The sequence below is a fragment of the Longimicrobium sp. genome, from assembly GCA_036389135.1.
GTDB lineage: Bacteria > Gemmatimonadota > Gemmatimonadetes > Longimicrobiales > Longimicrobiaceae > Longimicrobium.
In genome coordinates, this window is record DASVQP010000059.1 from 12,919 (window position 1) to 37,574 (window position 24,656).

The 24,656-nt window shown below is 71.2% G+C and carries 20 protein-coding genes; 7 read left to right on the forward strand and 13 right to left on the reverse strand.

The genetic code is table 11. The features are described 5' to 3' along the window. Window positions 1-211: 211 nt before the first annotated feature. A complete protein-coding gene (gene ppk1, locus VF584_13960; GenBank protein HEX8211274.1) occupies window positions 212-2,455 on the forward strand; it encodes a polyphosphate kinase 1 in 2,244 nt (747 codons plus the stop codon). Window positions 2,456-2,538: 83 nt separating this feature from the next. On the opposite strand, the gene VF584_13965 is transcribed toward ppk1, so the two are convergent. The 11 genes from VF584_13965 to VF584_14015 form a co-directional block, all read right to left on the reverse strand. Further along, a complete protein-coding gene (locus VF584_13965) occupies window positions 2,539-3,150 on the reverse strand; it encodes a Fic family protein (GenBank protein ID HEX8211275.1) in 612 nt (203 codons plus the stop codon). Next, on the reverse strand, window positions 3,129-3,992 hold the full coding sequence (locus VF584_13970) for a hypothetical protein (GenBank protein HEX8211276.1): 864 nt from the start codon (window positions 3,990-3,992) through the stop codon (window positions 3,129-3,131). Before VF584_13970 ends, VF584_13965 begins: the two co-directional genes overlap by 22 nt. Window positions 3,993-4,153: 161 nt before the next feature. Beyond that, entirely contained in the window at window positions 4,154-4,579 is a 426-nt protein-coding gene (locus tag VF584_13975) for a DUF2442 domain-containing protein (GenBank protein HEX8211277.1), read from the reverse strand. Continuing rightward, window positions 4,572-4,793 (reverse strand): DUF4160 domain-containing protein, encoded by a 222-nt coding sequence (locus tag VF584_13980; protein HEX8211278.1) that lies wholly within the window; start codon window positions 4,791-4,793, stop codon window positions 4,572-4,574. The genes VF584_13975 and VF584_13980 overlap by 8 nt, the downstream gene beginning before the upstream one ends. A 97-nt stretch (window positions 4,794-4,890) precedes the next feature. Continuing rightward, window positions 4,891-5,811, reverse strand: coding sequence for a hypothetical protein (locus tag VF584_13985; GenBank protein HEX8211279.1), 921 nt, complete (start codon window positions 5,809-5,811; stop codon window positions 4,891-4,893). A gap of 1 nt (window position 5,812) precedes the next feature. Further along, complete coding sequence (locus tag VF584_13990) at window positions 5,813-7,363, reverse strand: hypothetical protein (protein HEX8211280.1); 1,551 nt, start codon at window positions 7,361-7,363, stop codon at window positions 5,813-5,815. A gap of 89 nt (window positions 7,364-7,452) precedes the next feature. Then, complete coding sequence (locus tag VF584_13995) at window positions 7,453-8,706, reverse strand: hypothetical protein (GenBank protein ID HEX8211281.1); 1,254 nt, start codon at window positions 8,704-8,706, stop codon at window positions 7,453-7,455. Next, the gene (locus tag VF584_14000; GenBank protein HEX8211282.1) at window positions 8,703-9,413 is read right to left on the reverse strand and encodes a prepilin peptidase; all 711 of its coding nucleotides are present in this window, start codon (window positions 9,411-9,413) and stop codon (window positions 8,703-8,705) included. Before VF584_14000 ends, VF584_13995 begins: the two co-directional genes overlap by 4 nt. Next, window positions 9,410-10,114 (reverse strand): hypothetical protein, encoded by a 705-nt coding sequence (locus tag VF584_14005; GenBank protein HEX8211283.1) that lies wholly within the window; start codon window positions 10,112-10,114, stop codon window positions 9,410-9,412. Before VF584_14005 ends, VF584_14000 begins: the two co-directional genes overlap by 4 nt. A gap of 4 nt (window positions 10,115-10,118) precedes the next feature. Then, complete coding sequence (locus VF584_14010) at window positions 10,119-11,264, reverse strand: hypothetical protein (GenBank protein ID HEX8211284.1); 1,146 nt, start codon at window positions 11,262-11,264, stop codon at window positions 10,119-10,121. Between the two features lie 273 nt (window positions 11,265-11,537). After that, window positions 11,538-13,307, reverse strand: coding sequence for a DUF4388 domain-containing protein (locus VF584_14015; GenBank protein HEX8211285.1), 1,770 nt, complete (start codon window positions 13,305-13,307; stop codon window positions 11,538-11,540). 97 nt (window positions 13,308-13,404) lie between these two features. Between VF584_14015 and VF584_14020 the strand changes: the two genes are divergently transcribed. From VF584_14020 to VF584_14030, 3 genes are all read left to right on the forward strand, one after another. Then, entirely contained in the window at window positions 13,405-14,115 is a 711-nt protein-coding gene (locus VF584_14020) for an HD domain-containing phosphohydrolase (GenBank protein HEX8211286.1), read from the forward strand. 196 nt (window positions 14,116-14,311) lie between these two features. After that, window positions 14,312-14,647, forward strand: coding sequence for a PadR family transcriptional regulator (locus tag VF584_14025; protein ID HEX8211287.1), 336 nt, complete (start codon window positions 14,312-14,314; stop codon window positions 14,645-14,647). Between the two features lie 15 nt (window positions 14,648-14,662). Continuing rightward, a complete protein-coding gene (locus VF584_14030; GenBank protein ID HEX8211288.1) occupies window positions 14,663-17,335 on the forward strand; it encodes an ABC transporter permease in 2,673 nt (890 codons plus the stop codon). 163 nt (window positions 17,336-17,498) lie between these two features. Here VF584_14030 and VF584_14035 read toward each other — a convergent pair whose 3' ends face one another. Together VF584_14035 and VF584_14040 are read right to left on the reverse strand one after the other, a co-directional pair. Then, a complete protein-coding gene (locus tag VF584_14035) occupies window positions 17,499-17,921 on the reverse strand; it encodes a PQQ-binding-like beta-propeller repeat protein (GenBank protein ID HEX8211289.1) in 423 nt (140 codons plus the stop codon). A 1-nt stretch (window position 17,922) separates the two neighbouring features. Next, complete coding sequence (locus tag VF584_14040) at window positions 17,923-19,491, reverse strand: Ig-like domain-containing protein (protein ID HEX8211290.1); 1,569 nt, start codon at window positions 19,489-19,491, stop codon at window positions 17,923-17,925. A 443-nt stretch (window positions 19,492-19,934) separates the two neighbouring features. Between VF584_14040 and VF584_14045 the strand changes: the two genes are divergently transcribed. From VF584_14045 to VF584_14055, 3 genes are all read left to right on the forward strand, one after another. Further along, window positions 19,935-20,972: a lytic transglycosylase domain-containing protein gene (locus tag VF584_14045; GenBank protein HEX8211291.1), complete on the forward strand. Its 1,038-nt coding sequence runs from the start codon at window positions 19,935-19,937 to the stop codon at window positions 20,970-20,972. A 24-nt stretch (window positions 20,973-20,996) separates the two neighbouring features. Beyond that, a complete protein-coding gene (locus VF584_14050; protein HEX8211292.1) occupies window positions 20,997-22,799 on the forward strand; it encodes an ATPase, T2SS/T4P/T4SS family in 1,803 nt (600 codons plus the stop codon). Between the two features lie 321 nt (window positions 22,800-23,120). Next, window positions 23,121-24,251 carry a type II secretion system F family protein gene (locus tag VF584_14055; GenBank protein ID HEX8211293.1) on the forward strand — a complete coding sequence of 377 codons (1,131 nt, stop codon included), beginning with the start codon at window positions 23,121-23,123 and terminating at the stop codon, window positions 24,249-24,251. The last annotated feature ends 405 nt before the right edge of the window (window positions 24,252-24,656 follow it).

Consider the following 24,656-nt stretch of genomic DNA (forward strand, 5'->3'; position numbering starts at 1 on the left):
GGCCGCGTGACGCGCGAGCCCCGGCGCCGCTCTGGGTAAATCCTTTGGTCGCCGCAGTAGCTCGGCGGGTGCCGCCGAGCCCGGTCAACGCGGCTCCCTCAGGATGACAGGAAAGGATGGGTTTGGAAGGCGGATCAAAGATTGCGCAAACACGCATCTCCGCGTCGATTGGGTTGAGTCCGATCCGCGTCATCCCCGCCCCACCCCGATCATGCACGCAGAGGAAAGCACCGCCTTCATCGCCGACGCGCCCATCCCGGAGGCGCCGCCGCCACCCGTGCCGCCGCGCCAGCCGCTGCGGCGGGTGCCGCGCGCCGTGTCGCCGCGCGACGTGCCGGACGGGGCGGAGCTGGACCACCCCTCGCTCTACTTCAACCGCGAGCTGGGGCTGCTGGACTTCAACTGGCGCGTGCTCCACCAGGCCACCGACCCGCGCGTTCCGCTCCTGGAGCGCGTGCGTTTCCTGGCGATCACCTCCAGCAACCTCGACGAGTTCTTCCAGAAGCGCGTCGGCGGGCTCCGGCGCCAGATCGCGGCCGGGGTGCAGACGCTGTCGCTGGACGGGCGCACCCCCGGCGAGCAGCTCCAGCTGATCGCCGACGCGGGGCTGGTGATGTACGCGGCCATGAGCGCCATCTGGGAGCGCGAGCTGGTCCCCCTCCTGCGCAGCGAGGCGGGGGTGATGGTGTCGCGCTACACCGAGCTGGACGAGCGGCAGCGCGCGGGGCTGGACCTCTTCTTCCGCGAGCAGTTCTACCCCGTGCTCACCCCGCTCGCCGTGGACCCGGGGCACCCGTTCCCCTTCATCTCCAATCTCAGCCTGTCGCTGGCGGTCCTGCTACGCCACCGGGCGCGCAGCACCATGCACTTCGCGCGCATCAAGGTCCCCACGAGCACGGGGCGCTGGATCCCCGTTCCGCACTCCGAGCACCGCTTCCACTTCGTCCCCGTGGAGGACGTGATCCAGGCCAACGCGGCCACGCTCTTCCGCGGGATGGAGGTGGTGTCGGTGGATGCCTTCCGCGTCACCCGCAACGCCGACGTGGCGCGCGACGACGACGAGGCGGAAGACCTCCTCTCGATGATCTCCGAGGAGCTGCGCGAGCGGCGCTTCGCCCCGGCGGTGCGGCTGGAGGTGGACCGGCACATGCCGCTGGAGGTGCGCGGGCTGCTGGTGCGCGAGCTTGAGGTGCAGCCGGAGGAGGTGTACGAGAGTGACGGGCTGATCGACCTGGCGGACTGCGCGCAGCTGGCCGATCTCGATCTGCCGGCGCTCCGGTACGAGGCGTGGGAGCCGGTGGTTCCCGAGCCCTTTCGCCACGAGGGGGAGACGGAGGAGGAGAAGAACATCTTCGCCGTGATCCGGCGCGGGGACGTGCTGGTGCACCACCCGTACGAGTCGTTCACCTCCAGCGTCCTGCGCCTCCTCGACGAATCGGCCGACGACCCGCACGTGGTGGCCATCAAGCAGACGCTCTACCGCACCGGCGTGGACTCGCCGGTGGTGAGGGCGCTGCTGCACGCGGCCGAACGGGGGAAGCAGGTGGCGGTGCTGATCGAGGTGACGGCCCGCTTCGACGAGCAGAACAACATCCAGCTCGCCGAGATCCTGGAGGACGCGGGGGTGCACGTCACCTACGGGCTGGTGGGGCTCAAGACGCACAGCAAGGTGCTGCTGGTGGTGCGCGACGAGGGCGGCCGGCCGCGCACCTACTGCCACGTGGGGACGGGGAATTACCACGCCCGCACCTCGCGGTTGTACAGCGACCTGGGGGTGCTGACCTGCAACCCCGAGATCGGCAACGACCTGGTGAACCTCTTCCACTTCCTCACCGGGTACGCGCCGGACCAGCAGTACGACCGCCTGGTGGTGGCCCCGCGCGACATGCGGCGCACGTTCGTGGAGCGCATCGAGCGCGAGATCCACTTCCAGCGGGCGCGCGGCTCCGGGCGCATCATCGCCAAGATGAATGCGCTGGACGACGCGGGGATCATCCAGGAGCTGTACCGCGCCTCTCAGGCCGGCGTGCGCATCGACCTGATCGTACGCGGACACACCCGGCTCCGTCCCGGGCTCCCGGGGTACAGCGAGAACATCCGCATGGTGAGCATCGTGGGGCGCTTCCTGGAGCACGACCGCGTCTTCTTCTTCAACAACGACGGCGATCCGGAGATCTTCATCGGGAGCGCGGACTGGCGGGAGCGCAACCTGAACGAGCGGGTGGAGGTGCTGGTGCCGGTGCTCGACCCCGCGCTGCGCGACCGCATCGTCGAGATCCTCCACTTCTCGCTCAACGACAACCGCCTAGCGTGGGAGCTGCGGCCGGACGGCGAGTACGTGCAGCGCCGCCCCGCCCCCGGCGAGCCCGAGGTCAACTGCCACGAGATCCTGATGCGCGACGCCCTGGACCGCGGCCGCCAGCCGGGCACGCGGCCGTGGGAGCTGTCGCTGTAAGAGGAGGCTGAATCGATCTTCGCAAGCAATTGAGGCCCATCCCAACACCAGGGAGGGGCCTCAATGTTCTTCCCGTCGCCGGATCAACCATCAGGAAGGTCGTATACTCTGAGGGCGAGATCCTCAAGTGGATCCAGGTTCCCCATCCTGTAGTAATGGTTTAGCGCGGCAAGATATTCCTGCTTCGGCAGTTCGATAGCCAGTGGTCGGAGGCCCAATCGTACCAAAACGACATTCATCATCGCCCGCCCGGAACGACCGTTGCCATCTTCGAACGGGTGGATCTGGATCAGATCCGCATGGATCTTCAGCGCCAACCGGAGGGCGTGGCGCTCATACCTTTCATCATCGGGAGCAGATTCGATGCTCGCGAGTTCCCTCTCAAAGGCGTCGAACAGCTTCCCAACACTCTGCCATACGGTGTCCCGGTGCTCTGATCGGTGTGGGCCGAAGATCAGGTACTCACTTCCGAAATCAGAGGAGCGTGAACGCCCAGCATGTGATCGCACCTCACGAAATATGTTCCGGTGCAGAGCTTCAAGCAGCGTGAGGTTCACCGGATACGACGAGAATAACCCTCCATGCACGCCGGTAAGCAGCGCATGAAGGTTTCTCGTGAGGCGAGCCTCCTCGTCCGGTGTGTACGTTCGTTCAGGATCGCCCTGCGGAACCCCTACACGCCCGGTTGCAGCCATAACCGTGCGTCAACCCCTTCGATCCGCTGGCTAGCGATGACATCCCGGGTCACCAACTGCTGATCGAAAGCCGGTTCGCCCTTGCGCGCTACGCGGTCCTGTCGCATGCGTGCATACCGCGCGGATCTTTCGTCCGGCGTCAGAGCTCCCGCGTCGAGATCTCTGGCATAACCGTATTCCTCCAGCCAGGCGACCGCATCAGTGCGCGGCATAGATAGGAGGTGCGCCGCATCATCCAGCGTCAGGCGTCGTTCCGCGTAAGCTCGTCCCAGAATGTGCAGCGTCTCCTGTTCACCTGGGGTTTGGCGACGCACGAACGCACGAAGCCAGTCAAAAGACAGGCGACACCGATGGCCAAGATCCGGGTGTCCCAGTTGCTCGCCGAGTACAACGAGCTCTTCGATCGGGCAGAACTCGAGCAAAGAGCTTACGGCTCGTACGAACACTGGCGTCACTGCCAGCGGAAAGTTTTCATCCGGCTTCGGCTGGTGTTGTGCCCGTTTCGCTGCCGCCACGATTTTATCATCGGAGAGGAAGACAGCGAGCGGATCGATCCGCGTGAGCAGCTGTGCTCTGTTGATGATGTCATCAAATTGCTCGAAGACTTCCCCGAAGGTCCGGGCTCCAGAGGCGCTTACAGCCTCCGCTATGCCGGCAAGAGCTCGCCATTGATCAAGAGCCCGAACCGATCCCTGTAGAATCTGGAATGGGTCCGTATCCAGGGGCAGATCCAGCGGAACCTTGGAAAATGTCTCACGAGCCCGGCGATCCAGCCTCTCGACAGAGTCGAACGCGGGGAGCCCTAACTGCACTATCTCTTCGCGTCCCAGAACTGTAGCCATACGGCGTCTCTCAATCTGGGGAAGTGCGGATAGGTGCGCATCGGAGAACACGGTCCGGCGCACACCGGCATTGTACGTTCGCTTTCACGAAACCACAACCATACTTACACGGGATGCAGGGAGTGTTCCCCCTCTTCATAGACCGAGAAAATCGGGCGAGTCTACGCCGCGTCACGCTTCGGCCGGCCGCCCTTTGCGCCGTTCGCGCGGGCGGCGGCGGACTTGGCTTCGCTGGTGCGCTGGCCCATGAACTTCGGCGCCCACGCGGCCAGGTTCAGGCGATGGGCGATGAGGCCGGGTAGCGAAACGTCGGCATCGATCTCCTCCCAGTGAAGCCCCTCACCTCCGAGGTCCACCTCGACGGCCGCGAGCTGCTCCGGCGTGGCGGTCGTCAGCAGATCCCGTTCGGTAGGGACGAAACCGAACAGGCATCCGTTCGTGAGCTCGACGAGGATGCGACCCGTCTCCGCATCGTAGCGGGCGGACGCCGCGCGGGGCTCGATGAGCGCTTCCCGTGTCGCTCGCTCCCGAGCTTCCTCGATTTCCTCATCTGTGGGTTCGTGGTACCCGTTCGGCCGCCTAGCCATGGATCTGCTCCCACTTCAGGGTGAGTAGTGCTCTGTGCGCCTGCACGATACTGGAGGCCTCTTTCGCATCGGGGCTCTTCATCCCCAATACCTTGGAAACCTGACCTGTGCCGATGTCGACCTTGCAGCGCCCATCGGCATTGTACGCGTGGACGTGCGGGGGCGCGTGATCCTGCGTGTAGATGCGGAACGAGAAGCTGCCGACGCGAAGCACGTTGGCACGAGAATAACCTAGCGTTGGGTTTTGGACAAGGATGCACTCCGAGGCGCCGTGCGGGTTGCGTGGCGCCGGAGGGTGCGGCTGGAGTTGGCTATTTCGCCACGGCCTGTTCGCGGACGCGGCGGGCGCGGTCGGGGCGGCCGGCGAGCTCCTGGGCGCGGGCGACCGTCTCGGCGCGCGCTTCGGTGTGGCCGGCGGCGAAGGCCAGGAGGTAGGCTTCGGCGGCGGGGGCTTCGCGGCCGGGAATGCGGGCGAGCGCTTTGGCGGCGGCCCAGGCGACGGTGCCGCGGTTGTCGCCACGGGCGGCGGCGGCGAGCGCATCGACGGCGCCCGCCGTGTCGCCGGTGGCGAGCAGGGCCTGACCGCGCACCAGGTGGCCGCGCGGCGCGTCCTCGCCCACGGCGGGGAGGGTGCGGGCGATCTCCAGCGCGCGTTCCGCATCGCCGCCGCGCAGCACGTCCTCGGCGTCCGCCACCGAGCCGCCGCGCGCGGGGAGGGCGACGCCGGGGATGGGGGCGGGAAAGGATGCCTTCATCCCGGCCGGGAGGTACATCCACACCGCGCCCGCGACGAGCGCCATGGCCACGATCCCCTTGAGCACCCCGCCGGAGCGGTGCTCCAGGAGCGGCAGTGGCCCGGGCGCGGCGTGCTGCGGCGGGAGTTCGGCCGGGAGCGGCAGGGGTGTGGGCGCCATCCCGCGCGGCGCGCCGAGGTCCACCGTTGGCGGCGCGGTGGGGAAGTCGGGGATGGGGAGGCCGGCGGGGTCCAGCTCCGCGATCACCACCGGCGCGGCGGGCAGTGCGGTTGCGGACGCCGCCGCGCGTGGAGGCGGAAAGTCGCCCGTGGCGTGCCAGGCGAGGAGGACGGCGGGAACGCGCGCCGGCGTCGCCAGGTCCGCGGCGAGCGCGAGGACCCGCTGCGAGCGGTCGCGGTCTCCCTCGGCGGCCCATCGCTCCGCGTCGGAGAGAAAGCGCGAGAAGGAGGCGGGGAGCGGGGTGTGCGCGGTGCCCACGTCACTCCCCCAGTGCGGCCAGGCGGCCGCGGGCGTCGGCGTAAAAGCGGTCGATGCGCAGCGCCTCGCCGTAGCAGCGGCGCGCCTCGCGCGGGTCGCCGATCTCCTCGGCGGCCTGGCCGCGGAGGAATAGGATGCCGGAAAGCGGCTCGCCGGCGTCCGCGAGGTTGCTGAGCGCCATCCCCGCCGCGCCGAACGCCGCGTGATGGTCGCCCATCCCCATCAGCGCCTTGAGGTACCCCTCCGCAGCGGCGACGCGCGTGCCGGGGTTGCGCATGGCCTGGTCGAACACTTTCACCGCGCTCTCCCACTGCTCCATTTCCAGGAAGCTCGTGCCGAGATCGTAGAAGTTCTCCGCTTCCTCGTCGCTCACGTCGTCGCGCCAGCGGGTCATGTGGTCCACAAAGGAGCGCAGCAGCTCCTTGGCGTCGGTGCGGTCCGGTGTCACGCGCAGCCGCGCGTCGATCGGGCCCGTGCCATCGTGCACGAAGATCAGCGGCAGGTCGTCGTCGGCCACGTCCGCCATCTCGGCCAGCCGCTCCATCCACTCGTCGTGGCACGCTGCCTGGAAGCAGGCGTCGTCCCGGTGCGCCGAGGTGGAGATGCTCTCCGCCGGCAGCCGGTCCGCGGGCGGGTCTTGCTCCGCGGAGCCCATCCAGGCGGCACCGCTCCACGCCGCGCCCGGATACACCCGCCCCGGCGCGGGCTCGTTCGCGCGCGGCTCGATGAGGGACGGCGCGGATGGCACCGGTGCGTACCGTTCGGCAGGCGCGGCGGCCGGACTGGCTGCGGGGGGTAAAACCGGAGAAGCGGCGGGGATGCTCGCAGCGGTTGTCGACGCGGCTGCTTCCTGTGCATCCGGGATGGCAGCCGTCGCTGTGGGTTCGGGCGGAACTGGAGCGGTGGCACCGGCGATGCTCGCCGGAGCATCCTCCCGTGGTGGGAGCCCGGGGGCGGCCGATGTGGGCGCCGCGAGTACTTCTGAGGACGGAGCTTCGACCGGTGGAGCCGATACGGGATGATCTTCAACCGGAGCGGCAGTGCGTGGCGTGGGGGCGATCAGGCCGCGGCCGGTGCCTTCCGGTGCGGGCGGTCGGGCGTCCGGGACGCGGAGCGCGGGCGGCTCGGCGGCGGGCGGGGGGGCGAAGCACGGAACGGCATCGCCGGCGAGGACGGCGAAGACGCGGTCCAGGCGCGCGGGGTCCACGCGGCCCGAGCTCTTGCCGATGCGCGCGCGGGCCTGCTCGGACCAGTACTGGCCGCCACCGGAGAGGGAGCGGAGCTGCGCGGCCTCAGCCTCCATCCCCTGAACGTCGCCGCCGCGCGCCGCGATCTCCAGCGCCACCAAACAGGCGTTGCACCAGTGCGCCGGGCCCACGTCGCTGCGCTGCGAAAGGGCGCTCCGCGCACGCTGCAGCGCCTGGCGGGCCTCGGGGAGCATCTCGCGCTGGGCGAAGGCCGACGCGGTCTCGATCATCTGCCGGGCGTTGTCGGGAGCAAACGCTCCGCCTCCCGCTCCGTCCGTGGGATCGTGCGACATGAAGTTCAGCATGTGTTGGGTCGATTGCCGGGCGCCGGGTCACGGAGCCGCCGGCACGCACGTATACCCCCGGTACGGCGCGCAAAGTGGGGGTGCGCGGATCAGCGCCCCTGCGTGCAGGCGTGGTCCATCAGCCGGAGCGAGGCGGAGACGCCCATCGACGTGCCTTCCGGCCCCTCACGCCGAGCTACGCCCAGCGTCCAGCGGCGCGCGCACGAGCCGGCATCGAAGCCCACTGCGTAGCTCCGCGCCCCCTCGCCCCAACCGTACGACGCACGGAGCGGCAGCCGCGGTGTGCCGCGAAAGGAGGCGGTGAAGCGGTCCGTGCTCCCCTCCGCCTCCAGCCCGCCCTGGCGGAGTACCTCGCTCGCCGCCACCGCCACGGTGCCGAAATCCGCGTCCCACGCGGCGCCCGCGCGCAGGACGGAGGGGAAGTACGCGCCCTCCCATGCCTCGTTGGCGGCGGCGAACGGGGGCGTCCCCAGGTCGTCGAAGCCGATCTCCGGACCCAGGGCCTCGGTGACCGTCGCCCCGCCGTCGGGGTCCTGCACGATGGAGACGGTGCGCTCGCGCGGGCCGGATCCGGGGCGCACCGTCCCCGCGAAAGCGTTGCTCAGCGAAACGGCCAGGCGCACCGGACCGGGCGCGGCGGCGATTCCCACGTCCACTCCGTAGCCGGGGACGCCGCGGAAGATGGTCTCGCGGTACACTTCGGTGCCCGGCGCATCGGAGACGAAGGCGCCGCGGGCGTGCGTGTGAAGGTACCACCCCTTCCCCGTGGCTCCGATCCACATGGGCCCGACGCCGGGAAGCGTACCCAGCGGCAGCGCGCGCCCGATAGCGAGCACGGTGGCCACGCTACGTCCGCTCTCACCCGTTGCCGGACTCTCCGCCTCACCCGCGCCGAGCGCCTCGCGGATGGCCGGGGGGATGTCCGCGTACGAGGCGAAATGGGTGGAAACGGAAAGGGCAAAGTCGCGGTTCTGGAAGGCGCCCCAGGTGACGCCGCCCAGCGCGCCGGGGTACGAGCTCCCGTTCGCCAGCGGGCCCGAGTACTGGCGGTAGCGGCTCCCCTTGCCGATCTCGCCGCCGATCAGCCCCAGGCGCACCGACCCGTCGAAGGTACCCTCCGACGGGAGCCGCGCCAGGTCGAACGAGAGGCACGACTGCGACGCGCCGGGGCCGCCGTCCCAGATCCCCAGGAGCGCGGGATTGAAGAGGAGGGCGTCGGCGCGCCGGGCTTCGGTGGCGCCGGTGCCGCCGAGCGCCGCCGTCGTGCCGGACGCCACCGGGCGCTGCGCCAGGGCCGCGGAGGCCATCAGCAGCGCGGCTGGGATGCAGAGAAGGAGCTTCATCGCGAGGGATTCGGGAAGAGGGGTGCGTGAAGGGCCGCCGCGTGATGCGGCCAGGGGAATAACGGCGCCGCGGCCGGCGCAAAAAGGGCGAGGACGGCACCCGCGGCCAGCATCGGCCCGAAAGGGAGGGGCTCGGCAACCTGGTGCCGGCGCGGCCAGACGGCGGCGAGCGGGAGCGCCAGGGCAGCGAGCCGTGCCCATCCGCCGGCCAGGAACGCCGCCGCCGCCAGGCATGCCGCCACCCCCACCGCCGGCCCACGCCACGCCGCCGGCAGCAGGCGCGCGGCGAAGACGGCCAGCGCCAGCGTCACCGCCGCGGCCAGCAGCGTGTCGATCCGGCCGAACCCGACCACGATCGCGAGGAACGCGAGGAGGAGCGCGTCGCCCTCGCCCATCACCTCGCGCCCGGCGAGCGCGCCGACGCTCTTCGCGAGCGCCCACAGCCCGACCGCTACGCCGGCCGCCGCGAGCGCGCGGGTCGCGGCATCGGCGGGGCCCATGCGAAGCGCGGCCCAGAGGAGCGCCGCCGCGATCCCGCCCAGCGTGTAGCGCAGCGGCAGCTCGCGCGTCTCTGCGTCGTGCAGCGAGAGCACGAGGAGGAGGAGCCCGCACACCGCCGCGGCCGCTCCATCTGCGCCGGGGCCGTACGCCCACAGCGCGCCCCCGACGATCGCGACGGCAGCCGCGAACCGCAGTACGGAGGTCACGGGCGGGGCCGGATCGGCACCGCCATCCCCATGCGCGCGGCCTGCCGGAGCGCGGCGGCCACGTCGAAGGCAAAGGCGGTGATGCGGTCCTGCCCGACCACGCCGACCTGGCACACCGGCTCCGCGGAAGCCGCCGCGGAGCGGCTCACCGAGATGCGCGGGGTCACCGTCATCGCTCCGCGCTCCACCGCCACATACGCCTCCATCCGCACCGGTACCTCACGCGGCCAGGTGCCGGCGCATACGACCTCCGAGCCCAGAGAGGCGAGGGAAACAGTGTTGGTGGCGATCAGCGCGCCCAGCGTGTCGTGCTCCACCACCCGCGCCGCCGACGGCCAGACGCCAGTGCGCAGCGGGACCGCGTCTAGCACGGCAAGGACGGCGAGGATGCGCGCCGCGGGGATCTCCGTGATGCGCAGCGTCCGCCCGGCCTCGGTGGTGGGGCGGTACGACTCCGGCGGACGCGCGACGGCGCTGGCGAACACCTGCGTCGCAGGATCGTCGGGGTAGCCGCCCTGCACCGGCCGGCGGCTGGCGACGCTGTCGCGGGGCGGGAGGACAGCGGGTCCGCGCGGCGCGTTCAGGTCGCGCTCCGTCCAGGTGCGCGGGGGCGGGGCCACGCGCGTGGTGCGCGGGAGAGCCGGGGGCGGGACGCACGCACCTAGCAGGGCCAGCGTGGCGATCCAGATCGACGTGCGCATGGCTTCAGCCGCCGAGCGGCGCGGGTGCGTCGGGGAGGGCGCCGCCGTCGGAGACGCGGACGCGCTGGAGGGTGTGCGGGCTTCCGCCGCGCAGGGTTACGAACAGTCCTTCCCAGGCGCCGCCGCGCCGCAGCACGGCGGCGATTTCCTGCGTGCCGTCCGCCTCGCGCGACCACACCTCGCGCCAGGCGCCGTCCTGGAAGAGCATCACCACCGCGCGGCCCTTTCCGCGGCCCGCGAACACGAGCCACGCCGCGCCCTCGGTGGAGGCTACCTGCTGCAGCTCGTCGGGTGCGAATCCCCCGGCGGCAGTGGCGAAGCGGCTCCGCTCCACGCCGGACGCGCGGCGGGGGGTGAGGATGCGCCCGGCGGAGCAGCCCTGTGCGGGCACGGCGACGGCGGACTCCCACTCGCCAGACGAGGACACATCCACGCCCACACCGCGGGGAGCGCCCGCGTTGCGCGCGGGCTGCGCCAGGTCCAGCCGCAGCCGCTGTCCGCATCTTCCCACCACCGCCCACTCGCCTTCCAGCTCCGCGCCAGCGGTGCCGCCGGGCGCGATCTCGTGGAAGACGATCCTCCCGCTCCCCCGCCTCACCGCCAGCAGCGGAAGCTCCGCCGCCCTGGTCGCGCGGATCAATCCGGCGGGCGAGCGGCGCACCCTCGGCGCGGGCGCGACTTCCTCCTCTTCGGGCGCGGCGGCGGCGGGCGCGGGCGGCATAGGGGCCGACGGCATGGCAAGCGGCGCGGCCCCGGAGCTGACGCCGGTGGCCGGGGGCTCGGGCACGACGGGGAGGCTCGGAGCCGGAGCGAGCGCCGGCTCGTCCAGCGTCGTCGGACCGCCGACGGGTGCGTAGCTGCGCCCCGGCTCCACCGGACCGAGATCCATCCAGCCCGGCGGCGTCTGCACGGCGGGCGGCGCAGCCGCCGGCTTCGGGGGTGCGGCGGCGGGTGCGGCTGCGCGCGGCGGCTGCGGGCGCGCGGCGACCTTACGGACCGGCGGCACCGCGGCGGCTTCGTTGCGCGGCACGGCGGCGCCCAGCGCGACGCCCAGCGCCGCGACGGTCAGCGCCGCGACCACCCACAGGGGGGTCACGTGCGGCGGCGGCGCGGGGCGGCGGGGGGGAAGGAGCTCCTCGGTGTCGTACACGGCGCGAGGGGGGTGGGAAGGAGCGAGGGCGGAACCGTGGATGGGTCCTCCCTTGTAGATACCCCGGATCGTGGATCGGGCTCGCCGGGGTCCGGCGCCGAAATCACCGGGGGATGAAATGAAACCACCGGGGGCTGAAGCCCCCGGCTGGAACCACGGGAAGGCGGCTGAAGCCGGCTCGTGCGCGCCGGCATTGGCACCCGGAATCCGCACAGGTGGCGGGATCGGTGCGGAAGGCGCGGGTCGAGGAAGGGAGAGGGTGGGCGTGATGAATCACGCCCCAACGGGTATATGTTTGGCGAGGGTGCGGACCAGGGGGTGGTCGGCGCCGGCGTAGTGGGCGACGCCCTGGAGGAAGTACGCGGCGCTGTCCGCGCGGCCGGCGCGCAGGGCGAGTTCGGCGACGGCGGCGGCGCGGCGCTCGCTGTCCACCCAGCCGGCGCCGGCGCCGTCCAGCCAGCGCTCCACCGTTTCCCAGGCGGCGGCGGGCCTCATCTGGCGTCCGCGCACCTCCAGGATGAGCGCGGCGAGGGTCGCGTCGCGCTGGAGGGCGCCGGTGGCGGGGTCGTTGGGGGCCGCGGCGAGGCGGAAGATGGCTCGCCGCAGCCGCAGGCTGGCGCCCTGCGGCTCGTCGGTGGCCAGGAGCATCGCGAGGAGGACGTCGTCCTCGGCGCCCCACCCCGGCCCCTCCTCCGCGGCGCGCAGGAGGACCAGGGCGGGGCGCACCAGGCCGCGCGCGATGAGGGCGTTCGCGACGTGGTGTGGCGGGAGCGGAGCGCGCCCGGTGACCCGCGGGTCGAGCGTGGGGGTCCGGCCCGCGGCCCGCTCGTCCGCCAGGCGCGTCAGATCGTACGCCAGCGTGGAGAGTCCGATGCCGGCGCGCGGCAGCATCGGGCCGGAGACCACGACGACGGTGCCGTCGTCCCACGTCCCCATCTCCTGCACGCGCGCGCTGAGGAGGCCGGCGGGCGCGGCGCCCTCCGGATCACCCAGCCGCGCCGCATCCACGGCCGTCCCCTCCGCCACCTCGATCCACCCCAGCCGGTCGGCGGCGTAGACGAGGATGGTGCCGCTCTCGCGCCGCGCGTCGGCGATCTCCAGCACGTCGCGCAGGTTGAAGGCGCGAAGGGGGAACGCGGGCGCCTCCACCTCCGGCGAGAGTGGCGGGTGGCCAGGGAGGAGGTCGGCCAGGGCGGGCCAGGCGGCATCGTCCTCGTCGTCCAAGCCCAGCTCGTCGGCCGCCATCACGAAGGCGGCGCGGGCGGCGATCCGGTTCCACCCGCGCTCGGCCAGGAGGCTTTCGCGCGTAGCCCGCTCGCCCACCACCACCGCCTGCACCCCGCGCGCGCTCCAGGCCGCGAGCGCTTCCACCAGGGCGGCGCGCTGCGCGGGATCAGCAAGAAGCCCGGCACGCACCACGACCGCGCCGCCCTCGCCCACGCCGGCCGCGGGGTCGCCGCGCACCAGGTCGGTCGCGGAGACGACCTCCACCGGGTACACGCCGCGCACGCCCAGCCGCATGCGCGCCTCGGCCGCGAGAACGCCCAGCGTGTCAGGATGCCCCTCCACGATCACGGGGTTCACCGCCCTCCCCGGCGCGGAGGCGGCGCGCGCCAGCACCGGGGCCAGCGACCACCCGGTGGCCGCGAGGTCGGCGTAGTCGGCCGGGTCGAAAGGGAGCGCTCCCGTCAGCGCCCGCGCGGCCGGCGCCGGGAGGGCGTGGAAGGGGAGGGCGCCCCACACCACCGTCTGGCGCGCCGCGAATCCGCCCCCCACCGCGTCGGCCAGCGAGGCGAGTGCCACGTCCGTCTCCTCGCGGGGACCTCCCAGGCGCAGCCCGCGCTCGCGGCAGGCGGACTCCAGCTCGCGCCGCACCAGCTCGCCGCGCGGGAGGGGGCCCACGTACACCAGCGGGTACAGGGAGCCCGGGTCGGCGGCCAGGGCGCGAAAGAGGGCTGCCAGCGGGGCGCGCGCCTCGGCGTCGGCCAGCGAGATGAGGGTGGCGGGGCCGCTGCGGGCGGTGAAGCGGGGCGGCAAAACCATGGGCCGGGGTGCGGGGTATCTAGTATCTTGGAAAGCGTACACTCTGCACGAGCGTCCACCTTCCGTTCCTCCCTCTGGATACCCCGGATCCACGCGGATGTCGTTGCTGGAGTTCCCCCCCAACGCGAGCGCGGAGTCGGCCCGGCAGCTCGGGATCTATGCCCTGGCGCGCAAGATCGAGCTGGCGAGCCGTCGCTCCCCCGGGGGCGAGCTTCCGCCCGCGCTGCGCAGCGCCGCAGTCATGGGGCTGGTGCGCTACGCCGGCATCGCCGACGACGCCGGGGAGGCGCACGCACGCCGCGTGGGCGACCTGTCGTTCCGCATCGCCGAAGGGCTGGGGTGGCAGCCGGAGCACGCGGAAACGCTGCGGGTGGCCGCCGCGCTGCACGACGTGGGGAAGGTGGGCGTGCCGGGCGCCATCCTCCGGATGCCCACGCCGCTGAACGACGACGAGCGGCGGGTGCTGAGGATGCACACCTGGCTGGGGTACCGCCTCTTTGGCCGCGCGGAGTACCCGGTGCTGAAGATGGCCCGCGTGGTCGCCCTCGGCCATCACGAGCGGTGGGACGGCTCCGGCTACCCGCGCGCGCTGCGCGACTTCCGCATCCCCGAGGCGGCGCGCATCGTGGCGGTGGCGGACACGTACGACACCATGGTCCGCCCGCGCCCCTACCGCGACCCCATCCCCGCCCCCGAGGCCCTGGACCGCATGGACCGCATGCGCGCGCGCGCCTTCGATCCGGAGATCTGGACGCAGTTCCTCCGCGTCCGCGACCAGGCGCCGCCGGGCGTGGCGCTGGCGGGGTAGAGATCGTCCCGCCGCAGTACGATGGCCATCCCCCAACGCATCACCTGGGCAGTAGAGCATCGAGGCCGTGGGCCTGAGTCGCAGGCCCGCCGGCCGCCGATTCCCCGGCACGCACGCCCCAGCTCACGCTGGTATTGACTTTCGATACAACGAAGATTATTTGTATCGGAACTCGATACCAGTCTCCGAAAGCCAAATGTCACCGCACGCATCCAGCGACATCCTTCGTGGTACGCTCGACCTCCTGATCCTGAAGGCGCTTTCGCTGGAGCCCATGCACGGGTGGTCGATCGCACACCGGCTGGAGCAGCTCTCTGGCGACGCGCTGCGCGTGGGAGCGGGATCACTCTACCCCGCGCTCCAGCGCCTGGAAGAGCGTGGGCTGCTGGTGAGTGAATGGGGCGTTACCGAGGAGAACCGCCGGGCCAAGTACTACAAGCTGACAGCGGCTGGCCGCGGCGCACTCGGGGAGGAGTCGCGGAGCTGGCAGGAGTACGTGCGAATGATGGACACCATCCTGCGCACCACCTGATCGGGAGAGGGCCACATGGAGTGGATCACGCGATGGCGGAATCGGCTGCGGGTGCTCCTCCGCCGGGAAGAGGTGGAGCGCGAGCTGGAGGAGGAGTTCGCCTTCCACCTCGAGATGGAGACGCGGACGAACCTCCGCGCCGGAATGACCCCGGAAGCCGCGAGGCGCCAGGCGGTGCTGACCTTCGGCGGACGCGAGCGGTTCCGGGAAGAGGTGCGCGACGCGCGCTGGTTTGCACCGGCGATCGGGCTGACGACCGACGTAAAGCTCGCCCTGCGCATGCTGGCGAAGCACCCGGCGCTCTCCGTGACCGGCGCGCTCGGGATGGCCGTCGGCGTTGCCATCGCAACGGTCTTCTTCAGCTTCATGGCGTTCTACTACTCGGCCCCGCCGCTCGACGAGGGTGACCGGATCGTCGGGCTCGACTACCTCGATATGGGGAACGACGACTGCTGGTGCACGAACCTCTTTGACCTGGTCACCTGGAGGGGGAGCCAGCGGTCCGTCCGGCAGCTGTCCGCCTTCCGCGACTCCGATCGCTACCTGCGCGTTCCGGGCGGCACGGCGGGTGGAGTACCAGTGGCGGAGATGACCGCGTCGGGATTCGACGTGGCGCGGGTGCCGCCGCTCCTCGGCCGTCCGCTCCTTGCGTCGGATGAGGCCAAAGGAGCTCCGGCCGTGATGGTGATCGGGCACGATGAGTGGCGGCGGGATTTCGGCGCGGACCGTGGCATCGTCGGACGCGAGGTGCGCCTCGACGGCACCCCGTACACAGTCGTGGGTGTGATGCCCGTGGGCTTCCGCTTCCCGTACAACCACGGCTACTGGACCGCGCTCCGGAGCGACGCCGGGCTCCAGGGCCCGGGCGAGGGCCCCCGCGTGACCATCTTCGGCCGGCTCGCCCCAGGGGTTTCCAGGGCGGCGGCCGAAGCCGAGTTGAGAATCGTGAGCGCGCGGCTCGCGCGCGAGTTCCCGGCGGCATACGCCACCTTCCGCCCGATCGTCAGACCGTACGCCCAGGTCGTGCTCGACGTGCACCAGTACCCGGCCTGGATCGTCTGGACGATGCAGCTCTTCGGGGCTCTGGTTCTGGCCGCGATCGCGGTCACCGTGGCGGCACTGGTCTACGCCCGGACGGCATCTCGCCAGGCCGAGATCGCGGTCCGCACGGCGCTGGGCGCGAGCCGCCGGCGCATCGTCACGCAACTCTTCGTGGAGGCGCTCGCGCTCTCCTCGCTCGCGGCGGTGGCCGGGCTGCTGATCGCGAACGTCGGGTTCCGGCAAATCGCCCCCATTGCCGTTACGGGGGGCCTTCCGTACTGGATCGAGTCCGGCCTCCCGGCGTCCACGGTCGCGTACGCCATGGGTCTCGCCGTGCTCGCGGCCTTCATCGTCAGCATCGTCCCTGCGCTGGCGGCCACCGGGCAGCGGCTGCAGTCCACACTCCGCCAGATGGGCGGCGCCACCGGGTTGCAGCTTGGGCGCACCTGGACGGCGCTCATCGTGGTGCAGGTCGCGGTCGCGGTGGCTGTGCTCCCGCCCGTGAGCGCGATCGCCTGGAATTGGAAGCCGCCCGCCGAGCCCACCTTCCCGGTCGAGGAGATGCTCGTGCTCCAGCTCAAGCCGGATGTAGCTCCGGCCCGGAAGGCGCTGGCCGCTCCGTCCACGGAGCAGGCGGGCGAGTCCTTTGCCGAAACCCAGGCTGAGCTGATCCGCCGGATCGCCGTGGAGCCGGGCGTGCTCGGCGTGACGTATGCCTCGGCGCCCCCGAGCTCCGGCAAGCCCGTGCGCATCGAGGTCGAGGGCGGGGTGACGACGGCGGACGCGGCACCTGCCGTCGCGTTCTCCTCCGGTGTCGCACCCAACTATTTCGATGTGTTTGGCGCTCAGGTGCTGGCGGGGCGGCCGTTCGGGTCCGGCGACGCGCCCGAAGGCGCGGCCGCTGTCGTCAGCCGCTCCTTCGTCCGTCGCTTCCTCGGGGACGGAGTCGCCCTCGGCCGCCGGGTGCGCAGCACGGCGATCGCAGCGGGCGACTCCGCCAGGCCAGGCCCCTGGCTCGAGATCGTGGGGGTGGTGGACGATCTCTACGACGCGAGCGGCGAGCCGGAGCTTCAGAAGCCGGCCATCTATCTCCCGACGGCGCTGGGGGCAGCGCCGGTGACCGTCGCCATCCGCACGCGGGGGATCGACCCCAACGTCCTCGTCCCGGGGCTGTGGGAAATCGCCGGAGAGGTGGCACCGGGGCGCCCGATGACCGTCGCCGGCCCGGACGAGCTTCGCGGCGGCGACAAAAGTCGTGGAGCCCGATTCTCCGTCTTCGCGGTAGGCTTTGTGACGCTGAGCGTGCTCCTTCTCTCCGCGGCAGGGATCTCGGCGATGATGTCGTTCGCCGTCACACGCCGGTATCGGGAGATCGGGATCCGGCTCGCCCTCGGTGCATCGCGCCGCCAGGTGTTGCAGACGATCTTCTCGCGCGCCGCGCTTCAGCTCGCGCTGGGGCTGGCCGTGGGGGCCGTCCTCGTCACGCTGGTAGACCGACTCGGCGGCGGTGAAATGATGGGCGGCCAGCGCCACGTGCTCGTGCCCATGGTCGCGGCACTCGTGATCGCCGTCGGGCTGCTGGCTACGGGCGGCCCGGCGAGCCAGGTGCTCCGGGTCCGCCCGATGGAGGCGCTTCGACAGGAGTGATCGCTTGCGCCGGGTGATCTTCTTGCCCGCGCCGCAGCCCCAGGCATCCCCCTTTTTCCGCACCGTCGCGAAAGCGGCCCAGGCTACTCGCCCGGGCCGCTTTCGTCGCTGGAACTCTGTATGCGATCACGAAAGGGAAGCAGCTCCCCCCCGTCACACGGCGTCACCGCGTGCCGGAATGCCGCTCATCTCCCTGGAATTGCGACCACCCGGCCGCAGCCGCACCGCTGCCGTATAGCTTGGTGTAGGTGGTTCCGGAGAGATAGAGGAACCCTTCCGCGTCGATCGTCAGGTGCGAACGAGCATCTCCGGTGGCCGAGGAGATGATCGTTCCGGTGCTGGAGACGCGGTACACCCGGTCGGAAACCACGTACACCGAGCCATCGCCGGCTACCGCGGGCGCCGCGTTGATGTCGAACGGAACAGCCACATTCCAGCGGACGGCTCCCGATGCCGCGTCCAGGGCGTAGAGGCGGCGGCCCACGCTGCCCACGTAGACGACGCCGTTGGACTCAACGGGTGCCCCGCGTATCTCACCGGTCTCCACACTCCACTTGAGGGTTCCGGCCGCTGAGATCGCGTACACCTTACGGTCCAGCGAACCGACGTACAACGTCCCATCGCTGCCCACGGCACCCGACGCGATGATCGGTTCGGTCGCGGGGTTGATCCTCCAGAGCATTGCACCCGTGGCACGGTCGAGCGCGACAATCGCTCCGCCGCCAAGCGTGTAGATCCGCCCGCCCTGAACGAGCAGGTGCCCGCCGGTTTGGTGTCTTCCAGAGCTGGGTGCCGCCCAGCGTGTAGGCGGTGACTCCGGTGGACGTCCCCGCGTAGAGCGTGTCGCCGGATACGGCCACTCTGGACTCGGCCCCCACGTTCACCTGCCAGCGTACCGTTCCGGTGGGGGTGTGGGAGCGGAGAACGTAGTCCGGGCCACCGACGTAGACGTTGCCCAGCCGGTCGACCGCCGGGTACGTGTAGTACGCCGAGCCGCCCAGCGACACTCGCCAGAGGACGCTACCCGTGCGCGAATCGATCGCCTCGAGCAGCCCCGGGTTCATGTCCACCGCGTACATTCTGCCGCCGTGCACGGCGGCGGGACCGGCGACGCCGCCCGGTGCGCTCTCCCATACGCGCGTCAGCGGAGGCGGCGCGACCACCGATATCGTGGCGGTCGCTTCCTTGCCCTCGGCCGTGGCCCTGATCTGCGCGGTGCCGATCGACACTCCGTTCACCACGGTGCCCAAGCTCAGGGTCGCCACCTGAGGATTGGAGCTGGCGAGGGTGACCGGCCTTCCGACCAGCTCGTTGCCGGCGGCGTCGCGCGCGATGATCCGCAGTTGCAGCGTCGCCCCCACCGCGACGGACGCGGATGCGGGGTCGATCGCCAGCGTCGCGATCGGGACCGGGATGACGGTGATGGTGGCCGTTGTGGACTTCCCCTCGCTCGTCGCCGTCAGGATCGACGTGCCCACCGATACGCCTCTGACCATTCCGGACTCGTCGACCGTGGCGACGGCGGCGTTGGAGCTGATGAGCGTCGCGCTCCGCCCCACGAGGACGTTTCCGGCGGCATCGCGCGCGACCACGCGGAACTGGACGGCCGCGCCCACCTGGATGGTGGCGGAGCCGGGCTCGAGCGCCACGGTGGCGACCGGCTCCGGCGTCACGGTGATGGCGGCGGTACCGCTCTTCCCTTCGGCGGTCGCGGTGATCGTGACCGGGCCGCCCGCGCGAATCGCGCTCACCATCCCGTTCGCCGCGACGGTGGCGACCGCCGGGTCCGACGAGGTCCAGGTGACCGGCCGGTCGGCCAGCGGCCCGCCCGCGGTGTCGAATACGGCCGCGGTGAGCTGCTGCGTGGTGCCCGCGATGATGCTCGCCGCCTGCGGAGACACCGTCACCGAACCGATGGGCCTGGGAGTTATGGTGAGCGTCACCTCGCCCGTCTTCCCATCCGCCGTCGCCCGGATCGTCACCGTGCCGGGCGCGGTCGAGGTCACCATCCCGCCCGAGCTGACCGAAGCAATTGCCTCGCTCGTGCTGGACCAGGCGAAGCTGCGGCCGGAGAGTGCGTTGCCGGCGGCGTCCCTCGCCGTCGCGGCAAGCTGCATCGTCTGCCCCACCCGCATTCCGCTCGACGGGCCGGTCACCTGAACCAAGCTCGTTTGCGCAGGTGGCGGAGTCACGACCGGGTTTCCGCCCGAGTCGCCTCCGCACGCGGTGAGCAGGCCGAGCAGGGCGATCACACCCAGCCGGCGCGATCTCGCGAACGACGCAGGGGTGGGCACAGAGGCACGTAGCAGAGTCATCAGTTTCATGAGAGCGGATAACGAGAGTACGACAGGGGAACCGCATCGTCTGCGGATGCGCGTATGCGGAAGCTCGCTGGAAGTCAGGAGCGAGACCCCGCAAGCTACATATTCCACAAGCACTTGACGATGAAGTGCGCAAAATCTCACATGTTTTCGGCTGGGATGCAAGTGGGGGGACCCGCGGGCCGCGTGGGGCGCATGGTCCGATCCGCACCCGCGGACCCGGGGTATCTGGTTGTGCCCCCACCGCACACCGCGGCACGAACCCACATCCCTTGCCGATGCACCCACAACGCACATCGCGTGGGCTCGCCGCGCCGCCGCCGGGCGTGTCGCAGACCGCGTGGACGCTGCTGCTCGCCGCGCTGGCGCTCTCAACCGCGTTCGCCACCTGGCGCGTGAGGTCGATGGAGGCGCGCCCCACGCCGACGGCCGAGCCCGCGCCGCTGCCGGAGGCGTTCGCTTCCGCGCCCGCCGAAGGGACGCGCACGATGCGCCGGACCGTCGTGGAGAGGGCGCCGGCGAGGAGCGGTGAGTCGCTGGCGGCGGTAAGGGCGCGGCTCGCGGCGAGCGGCGGACGCACGCCGGCCGGCGAGGTGGACGCGTGGACGCTGCGGCTGGCGGCCGCGCCGGGGCGCCGGGAGGAGACGCGGCGCGCGCTGGAGCGGATGCGGCACCTGGAGCCCATCATCCGCGCGGCGCTGGCGCGGGAGAGGATTCCGCGCGACCTGCTGTACCTGGCGCTGGTGGAGTCAAGCTTCCGCCCGGCGGCGACGAGCCGGGTGGGCGCGGCGGGGGTGTGGCAGTTCATGCCCGGCACCGCGCGCGGCTACGGGCTGGAGGTGGGCACCTGGGTGGACGAGCGGCGCGACCCCGTGCGCGCCTCGTACGCCGCCGCCCGCCACCTGCGCGACCTGCACGAGCAGCTCGGCGGATGGCACCTGGCCGCCGCCGCGTACAATTGCGGCTCGGGGTGCGTGCGCCGCGCGCTGCGCATGCACGGCGGCGAGCCTGGCGGCGGCGAGCTGCGCTACTGGCGCATCCGCCCCTACCTGCCGCGCGAGACGCGCGACTACGTGCCCAAGCTCCTCGCCGCCGCGCGCATCGCGCGAGATCCCGAGGCATTCGGCTTCGGCGGGGTGGATGGCGATGCGCCGCTCGCCTACCGCGAGGTGGTGGCCCCCGGCGGGACCTCGCTGGAGCGCGTCGCGCGCTGGGCCGGCGCCCCCGAATCCGCCGTCGCCGCCCTCAACCCGCACCTGGTGCGCGGCCAGACGCCGCCCGGCCGCCCCTGGGCCGTGCGCGTCCCCGTCCGCTGAACCCGCAGCCCTCGGAAGAGCCCGATGTACAGCGAAGACGCCTTCCCTTCCGCCCCCGCGGAGCCGTTCCGCGACGTGCCACGCGCCGCGCCCGTGCCGCCGGTCGTCCCCGCGCACCGCGAGCGCGAGGGGACGATCCAGGACCGCATCATCCGCCCCCTGCTGGAGGCGGGCGAGCTGGCGGCGCACGACGTGGAGGCGGCGTACCAGGCGGCCGCTGCGGACCGCGAGCGGCGCAGCGCCGTCTTCCACCTGGTGGAGATGGGCCGAATCACGGCCGAGCGCGCGCTCCACACGCTGGGGCGCGTCTTCGGCGTGGAGACGGTGAGCCTCGCCGCCGAACGTCCCCTCCGCAGCGTCCTGGACCTGATCGACGGCGAGACGGCGCGGCAGATCCGCGTGATCCCGCTGCGCATCCAGGGACGCGACCTGCTGGTTGCCAACGGCGACCCGTACGACCTCTCATCGCTGAGCCGCATCCGCGACATCACGGGGCTCTCGCCCGTCCCGCTGCTGGCCGACGACCACTCGCTCGACACGCTGGTGCGCACCGCCTACGCCGTGGCGGACAAGCTTCACCGCGTGATGGGCGAGGCGCAGCGGAGCGGCGCACGGGTGCGCGCCCGCGCCTCCATCAGCGAAGAGATCGAGAACGCGGTCAAGGACGCGCAGGTGCCGCAGATGGTGGAGGCGTTCATCGAAGACGCCGTCAAGAAGCGCGCGTCCGACGTGCACTTCGAGTTCTTTGACGACTCCGGACGCATCCGCTACCGCATCGACGGGCAGCTCGTGGTTGTGAAGGAGCTGGACCCCACCTGGGGGCGCGAGATCGTCAACCGCATCAAGGTGCTCGCCGGCCTCAACTCCGCGCAGGACCGCACCCCCGAGGACGGCCGGATGAAGCACACCATGGACGGCGCCGACGTGGAGTTCCGCGTCAGCACCCTCCCGACCGACTGGGGGTGCGAGCACGCCGTCCTCCGCGTGCTGGCGCGCGCCGAGACGCCGGTGGACCTGACGCGCGTGGGGATGCCGCCGCGCGAGTACGCCGCCTTCACCGAGGCCATCGACCGCCCGCAGGGGATGATCCTGGTGACCGGCCCCACCGGCTCCGGCAAGTCCACCACGCTCTACGCCGCGCTGGACCACCTCAACGACCCATCGCGCAGCATCATCACCATCGAGGACCCGGTGGAGCGGAAGATCCGCGGCGTGCGCCAGACCTCGGTGGGCGCGAACACGGGGATGACCTTCGCCACGGCGCTGCGCTCGATCCTTCGCCAGGACCCCAACGTCATCATGGTCGGCGAGATCCGCGACGCGGAGACGGCGGGCACGGCGGTCAAGGCGTCGATGACGGGCCACCTCCTGCTCTCGACCCTGCACACCAACGACGCGCCCTCCACGGTGGCGCGCCTGCTGGACATCGGCATCGAGCCGTACAACCTGGTGGACGCGCTCTCACTGATCGTTGCGCAGCGCCTGGTGCGCCAGATCTGCCCCCGCTGCCGCGACGCGCACCACCCCACCGAGCGCGAGACCGCCCGCGCCGGCCTCACTCCGGACGAGGTCGCCACCATCCCGTTCTGCAAGGGAACGGGGTGCTCGTACTGCAACCGCAGCGGCTACTTCGGGCGGCAGGGCCTCTTTGAGATGATGCCGCTGACCCCCGCCCTGCGCGAGGCGATCGTCGCGCGCCGCCCCGGCGCCGAGCTCCGCGCCCTCGCCGTCGCCGAAGGCATGACGACGCTCCGCCAGGCCGGCATCGACCGCATGCGCGCCGGCGAGACGACGCTGGAAGAGGTTACGCGGGAGACGATGGGGTGAGGGGAAAAAAGTGCGTAAGTGCGTAAGTGCGTTAGTGCGTGAGTGCGCTTTGTCATCCTGAGAGAGCCGCCCACCCGGGCCTCGCGGCACCCGCCCAGCATCCTGCGGCGACCGAAGGATCTAGCCGGCGAGGCAAGAGGTCCGCACGTCACGCAAGTCCCTCGGAACGCGCAGTAGATCCTTCGCTCCGCGCCATAGTCTGGAGCACGGGCGAGGACGGATAGGCGCGTCGCTCAGGATGACATAATCGGCGGGTGGCGCGAGGTCAGACCGCATTGCCGCACTACCGCCCCTGTCCTTCACTACAACCGGTCCCGGTTCATGCCCCACCCCACGACGACCTCGCCGCGCCTCGCCACCCCCGCCGCCCCGCCGAACGCGCTCCAAAAGTTCCTCGCGCTGGAGCTCGGCAGCTCGCGGGTACCGAAGAAGCAGATGATGCTCTTCACCCGGCGCCTCTCCTCGCTCCTGCACAGCGGGCTGACGCCGTCGCATGCGCTCACCGTGCTGCGCCGGCGGCTCGCGCAGAAGGCGCTGCGGCGGGTGGTCGACCAGGTGACCGTGCGTGTGCAATCCGGCAGCACCCTGGCCGATGCAATGGAGGAGCATCCCAGGGTCTTCCCGCCGACGTACATCGCGAGCGTGTCGGTGGGCGAGCGCACCGGATCGCTGGACATCGTGCTGAAGCGCATGGCGACGGCGCTGCACCGCACGCAGCAGGTGCGGGCCAAGATCAAGTCGGCGGCCATCTACCCGCTCTTCGTGCTGGGCGCGCTGGGGATCGTGGGGTGGTACATGCTCACCAGGATCATGCCGCAGTTCGCCGAGATCTTTGACGACGCGGGGGTCGAGCTCCCGGCCGTCACGCGCTCCCTGCTGTGGGCCTCGGCCAGCGCCACGCGGCTCGGCCCCGGCATCCTGCTGGTGCTCGCGGGCGTGGCGATGGGGCTGCGGCAGCTCTACGCGCAGGAGGGGATCAAGCGCGCCACCGACCGTTTCCTGGTAAAGCTCCCCGTCATCGGCCCCCTCGCCGAGGGCGGCGCGATGGCGCAGTACTGCCGGATGTTCAGCACCATGCTCTTCAGCGGCGTGGGCGTCTCCTCCGCCATGCGCATGTCCGCGGACACCCTGGGCAACCACTACCTGGCCGATGCCATCCGCGCCGCCGCCACGCACGTCGGCGCCGGCATGCGCGTGGAGGAGGCCCTCGAGCGCACCCGCACCATCCCCGCCGAGGTCCTCTCCAGCACCAACGTCGGCGAGACGGGCGGCACCCTCCCCGAGCAGATGGACCTCCTCGCCCAGTACTACGAGGAGTTCGTCCTCGAAGAAGTAGACACCGCCGCCAAGCTCGTCGAGCCCGTCCTGATCCTCCTCGTCTTCGGCCTCGTCGCGACGCTGGTGTTCGGGATCTACCTGCCGCTGTTCAAAGTGGCGCGGCTGGGGGGGTGACGAAGTTGTGTTGTGCGACATCGATTTTGTCCAAATTGCCATCGGGAATTCTGTCCGGCGACAATGAATTCTGTCCGACCCGGCGAGGTTCTCAGGACTATTCGCTTAAATTCCCTCCTCGCAATGGCTTGTGAGATTCGGGTCGTGTCGGAGGCGTGTCTTCCGCTCCTACCTAGTGGCGCCAGTGTGGCGCTACGCTCTAGAGGGGGGTTGCCAAGGCCGGACAGAGTTTACCGTCGCGTGCGATCCAGATGTAGCATTGTGCTGGAGATATCTGGTGTATTGCCAACAGCGAACCCCACGCGACATTGAGCTTTGTCCGTAAGGCTCACGTTTTCGGGCACGGCGGAATTTTGTCCGCTGCGAGTACAAGAGGCGGTTTTTGTTTTGTTCGTGATCAGTGCG

Bases quoted from the DNA above. Each gene is read 5' to 3' on its own strand.
- ppk1 (HEX8211274.1), top strand. From the start codon at position 212: ATGCACGCAGAGGAAAGCACCGCCTTCATCGCCGACGCGCCCATCCCG.
- VF584_13965 (HEX8211275.1), bottom strand. From the start codon at position 3,150: ATGGCTGCAACCGGGCGTGTAGGGGTTCCGCAGGGCGATCCTGAACGA.
- VF584_13970 (HEX8211276.1), bottom strand. From the start codon at position 3,992: ATGGCTACAGTTCTGGGACGCGAAGAGATAGTGCAGTTAGGGCTCCCC.
- VF584_13975 (HEX8211277.1), bottom strand. From the start codon at position 4,579: ATGGCTAGGCGGCCGAACGGGTACCACGAACCCACAGATGAGGAAATC.
- VF584_13990 (HEX8211280.1), bottom strand. From the start codon at position 7,363: ATGCTGAACTTCATGTCGCACGATCCCACGGACGGAGCGGGAGGCGGA.
- VF584_13995 (HEX8211281.1), bottom strand. From the start codon at position 8,706: ATGAAGCTCCTTCTCTGCATCCCAGCCGCGCTGCTGATGGCCTCCGCG.
- VF584_14005 (HEX8211283.1), bottom strand. From the start codon at position 10,114: ATGCGCACGTCGATCTGGATCGCCACGCTGGCCCTGCTAGGTGCGTGC.
- VF584_14015 (HEX8211285.1), bottom strand. From the start codon at position 13,307: ATGGTTTTGCCGCCCCGCTTCACCGCCCGCAGCGGCCCCGCCACCCTC.
- VF584_14020 (HEX8211286.1), top strand. From the start codon at position 13,405: ATGTCGTTGCTGGAGTTCCCCCCCAACGCGAGCGCGGAGTCGGCCCGG.
- VF584_14025 (HEX8211287.1), top strand. From the start codon at position 14,312: ATGTCACCGCACGCATCCAGCGACATCCTTCGTGGTACGCTCGACCTC.
- VF584_14030 (HEX8211288.1), top strand. From the start codon at position 14,663: ATGGAGTGGATCACGCGATGGCGGAATCGGCTGCGGGTGCTCCTCCGC.
- VF584_14045 (HEX8211291.1), top strand. From the start codon at position 19,935: ATGCACCCACAACGCACATCGCGTGGGCTCGCCGCGCCGCCGCCGGGC.
- VF584_14050 (HEX8211292.1), top strand. From the start codon at position 20,997: ATGTACAGCGAAGACGCCTTCCCTTCCGCCCCCGCGGAGCCGTTCCGC.
- VF584_14055 (HEX8211293.1), top strand. From the start codon at position 23,121: ATGCCCCACCCCACGACGACCTCGCCGCGCCTCGCCACCCCCGCCGCC.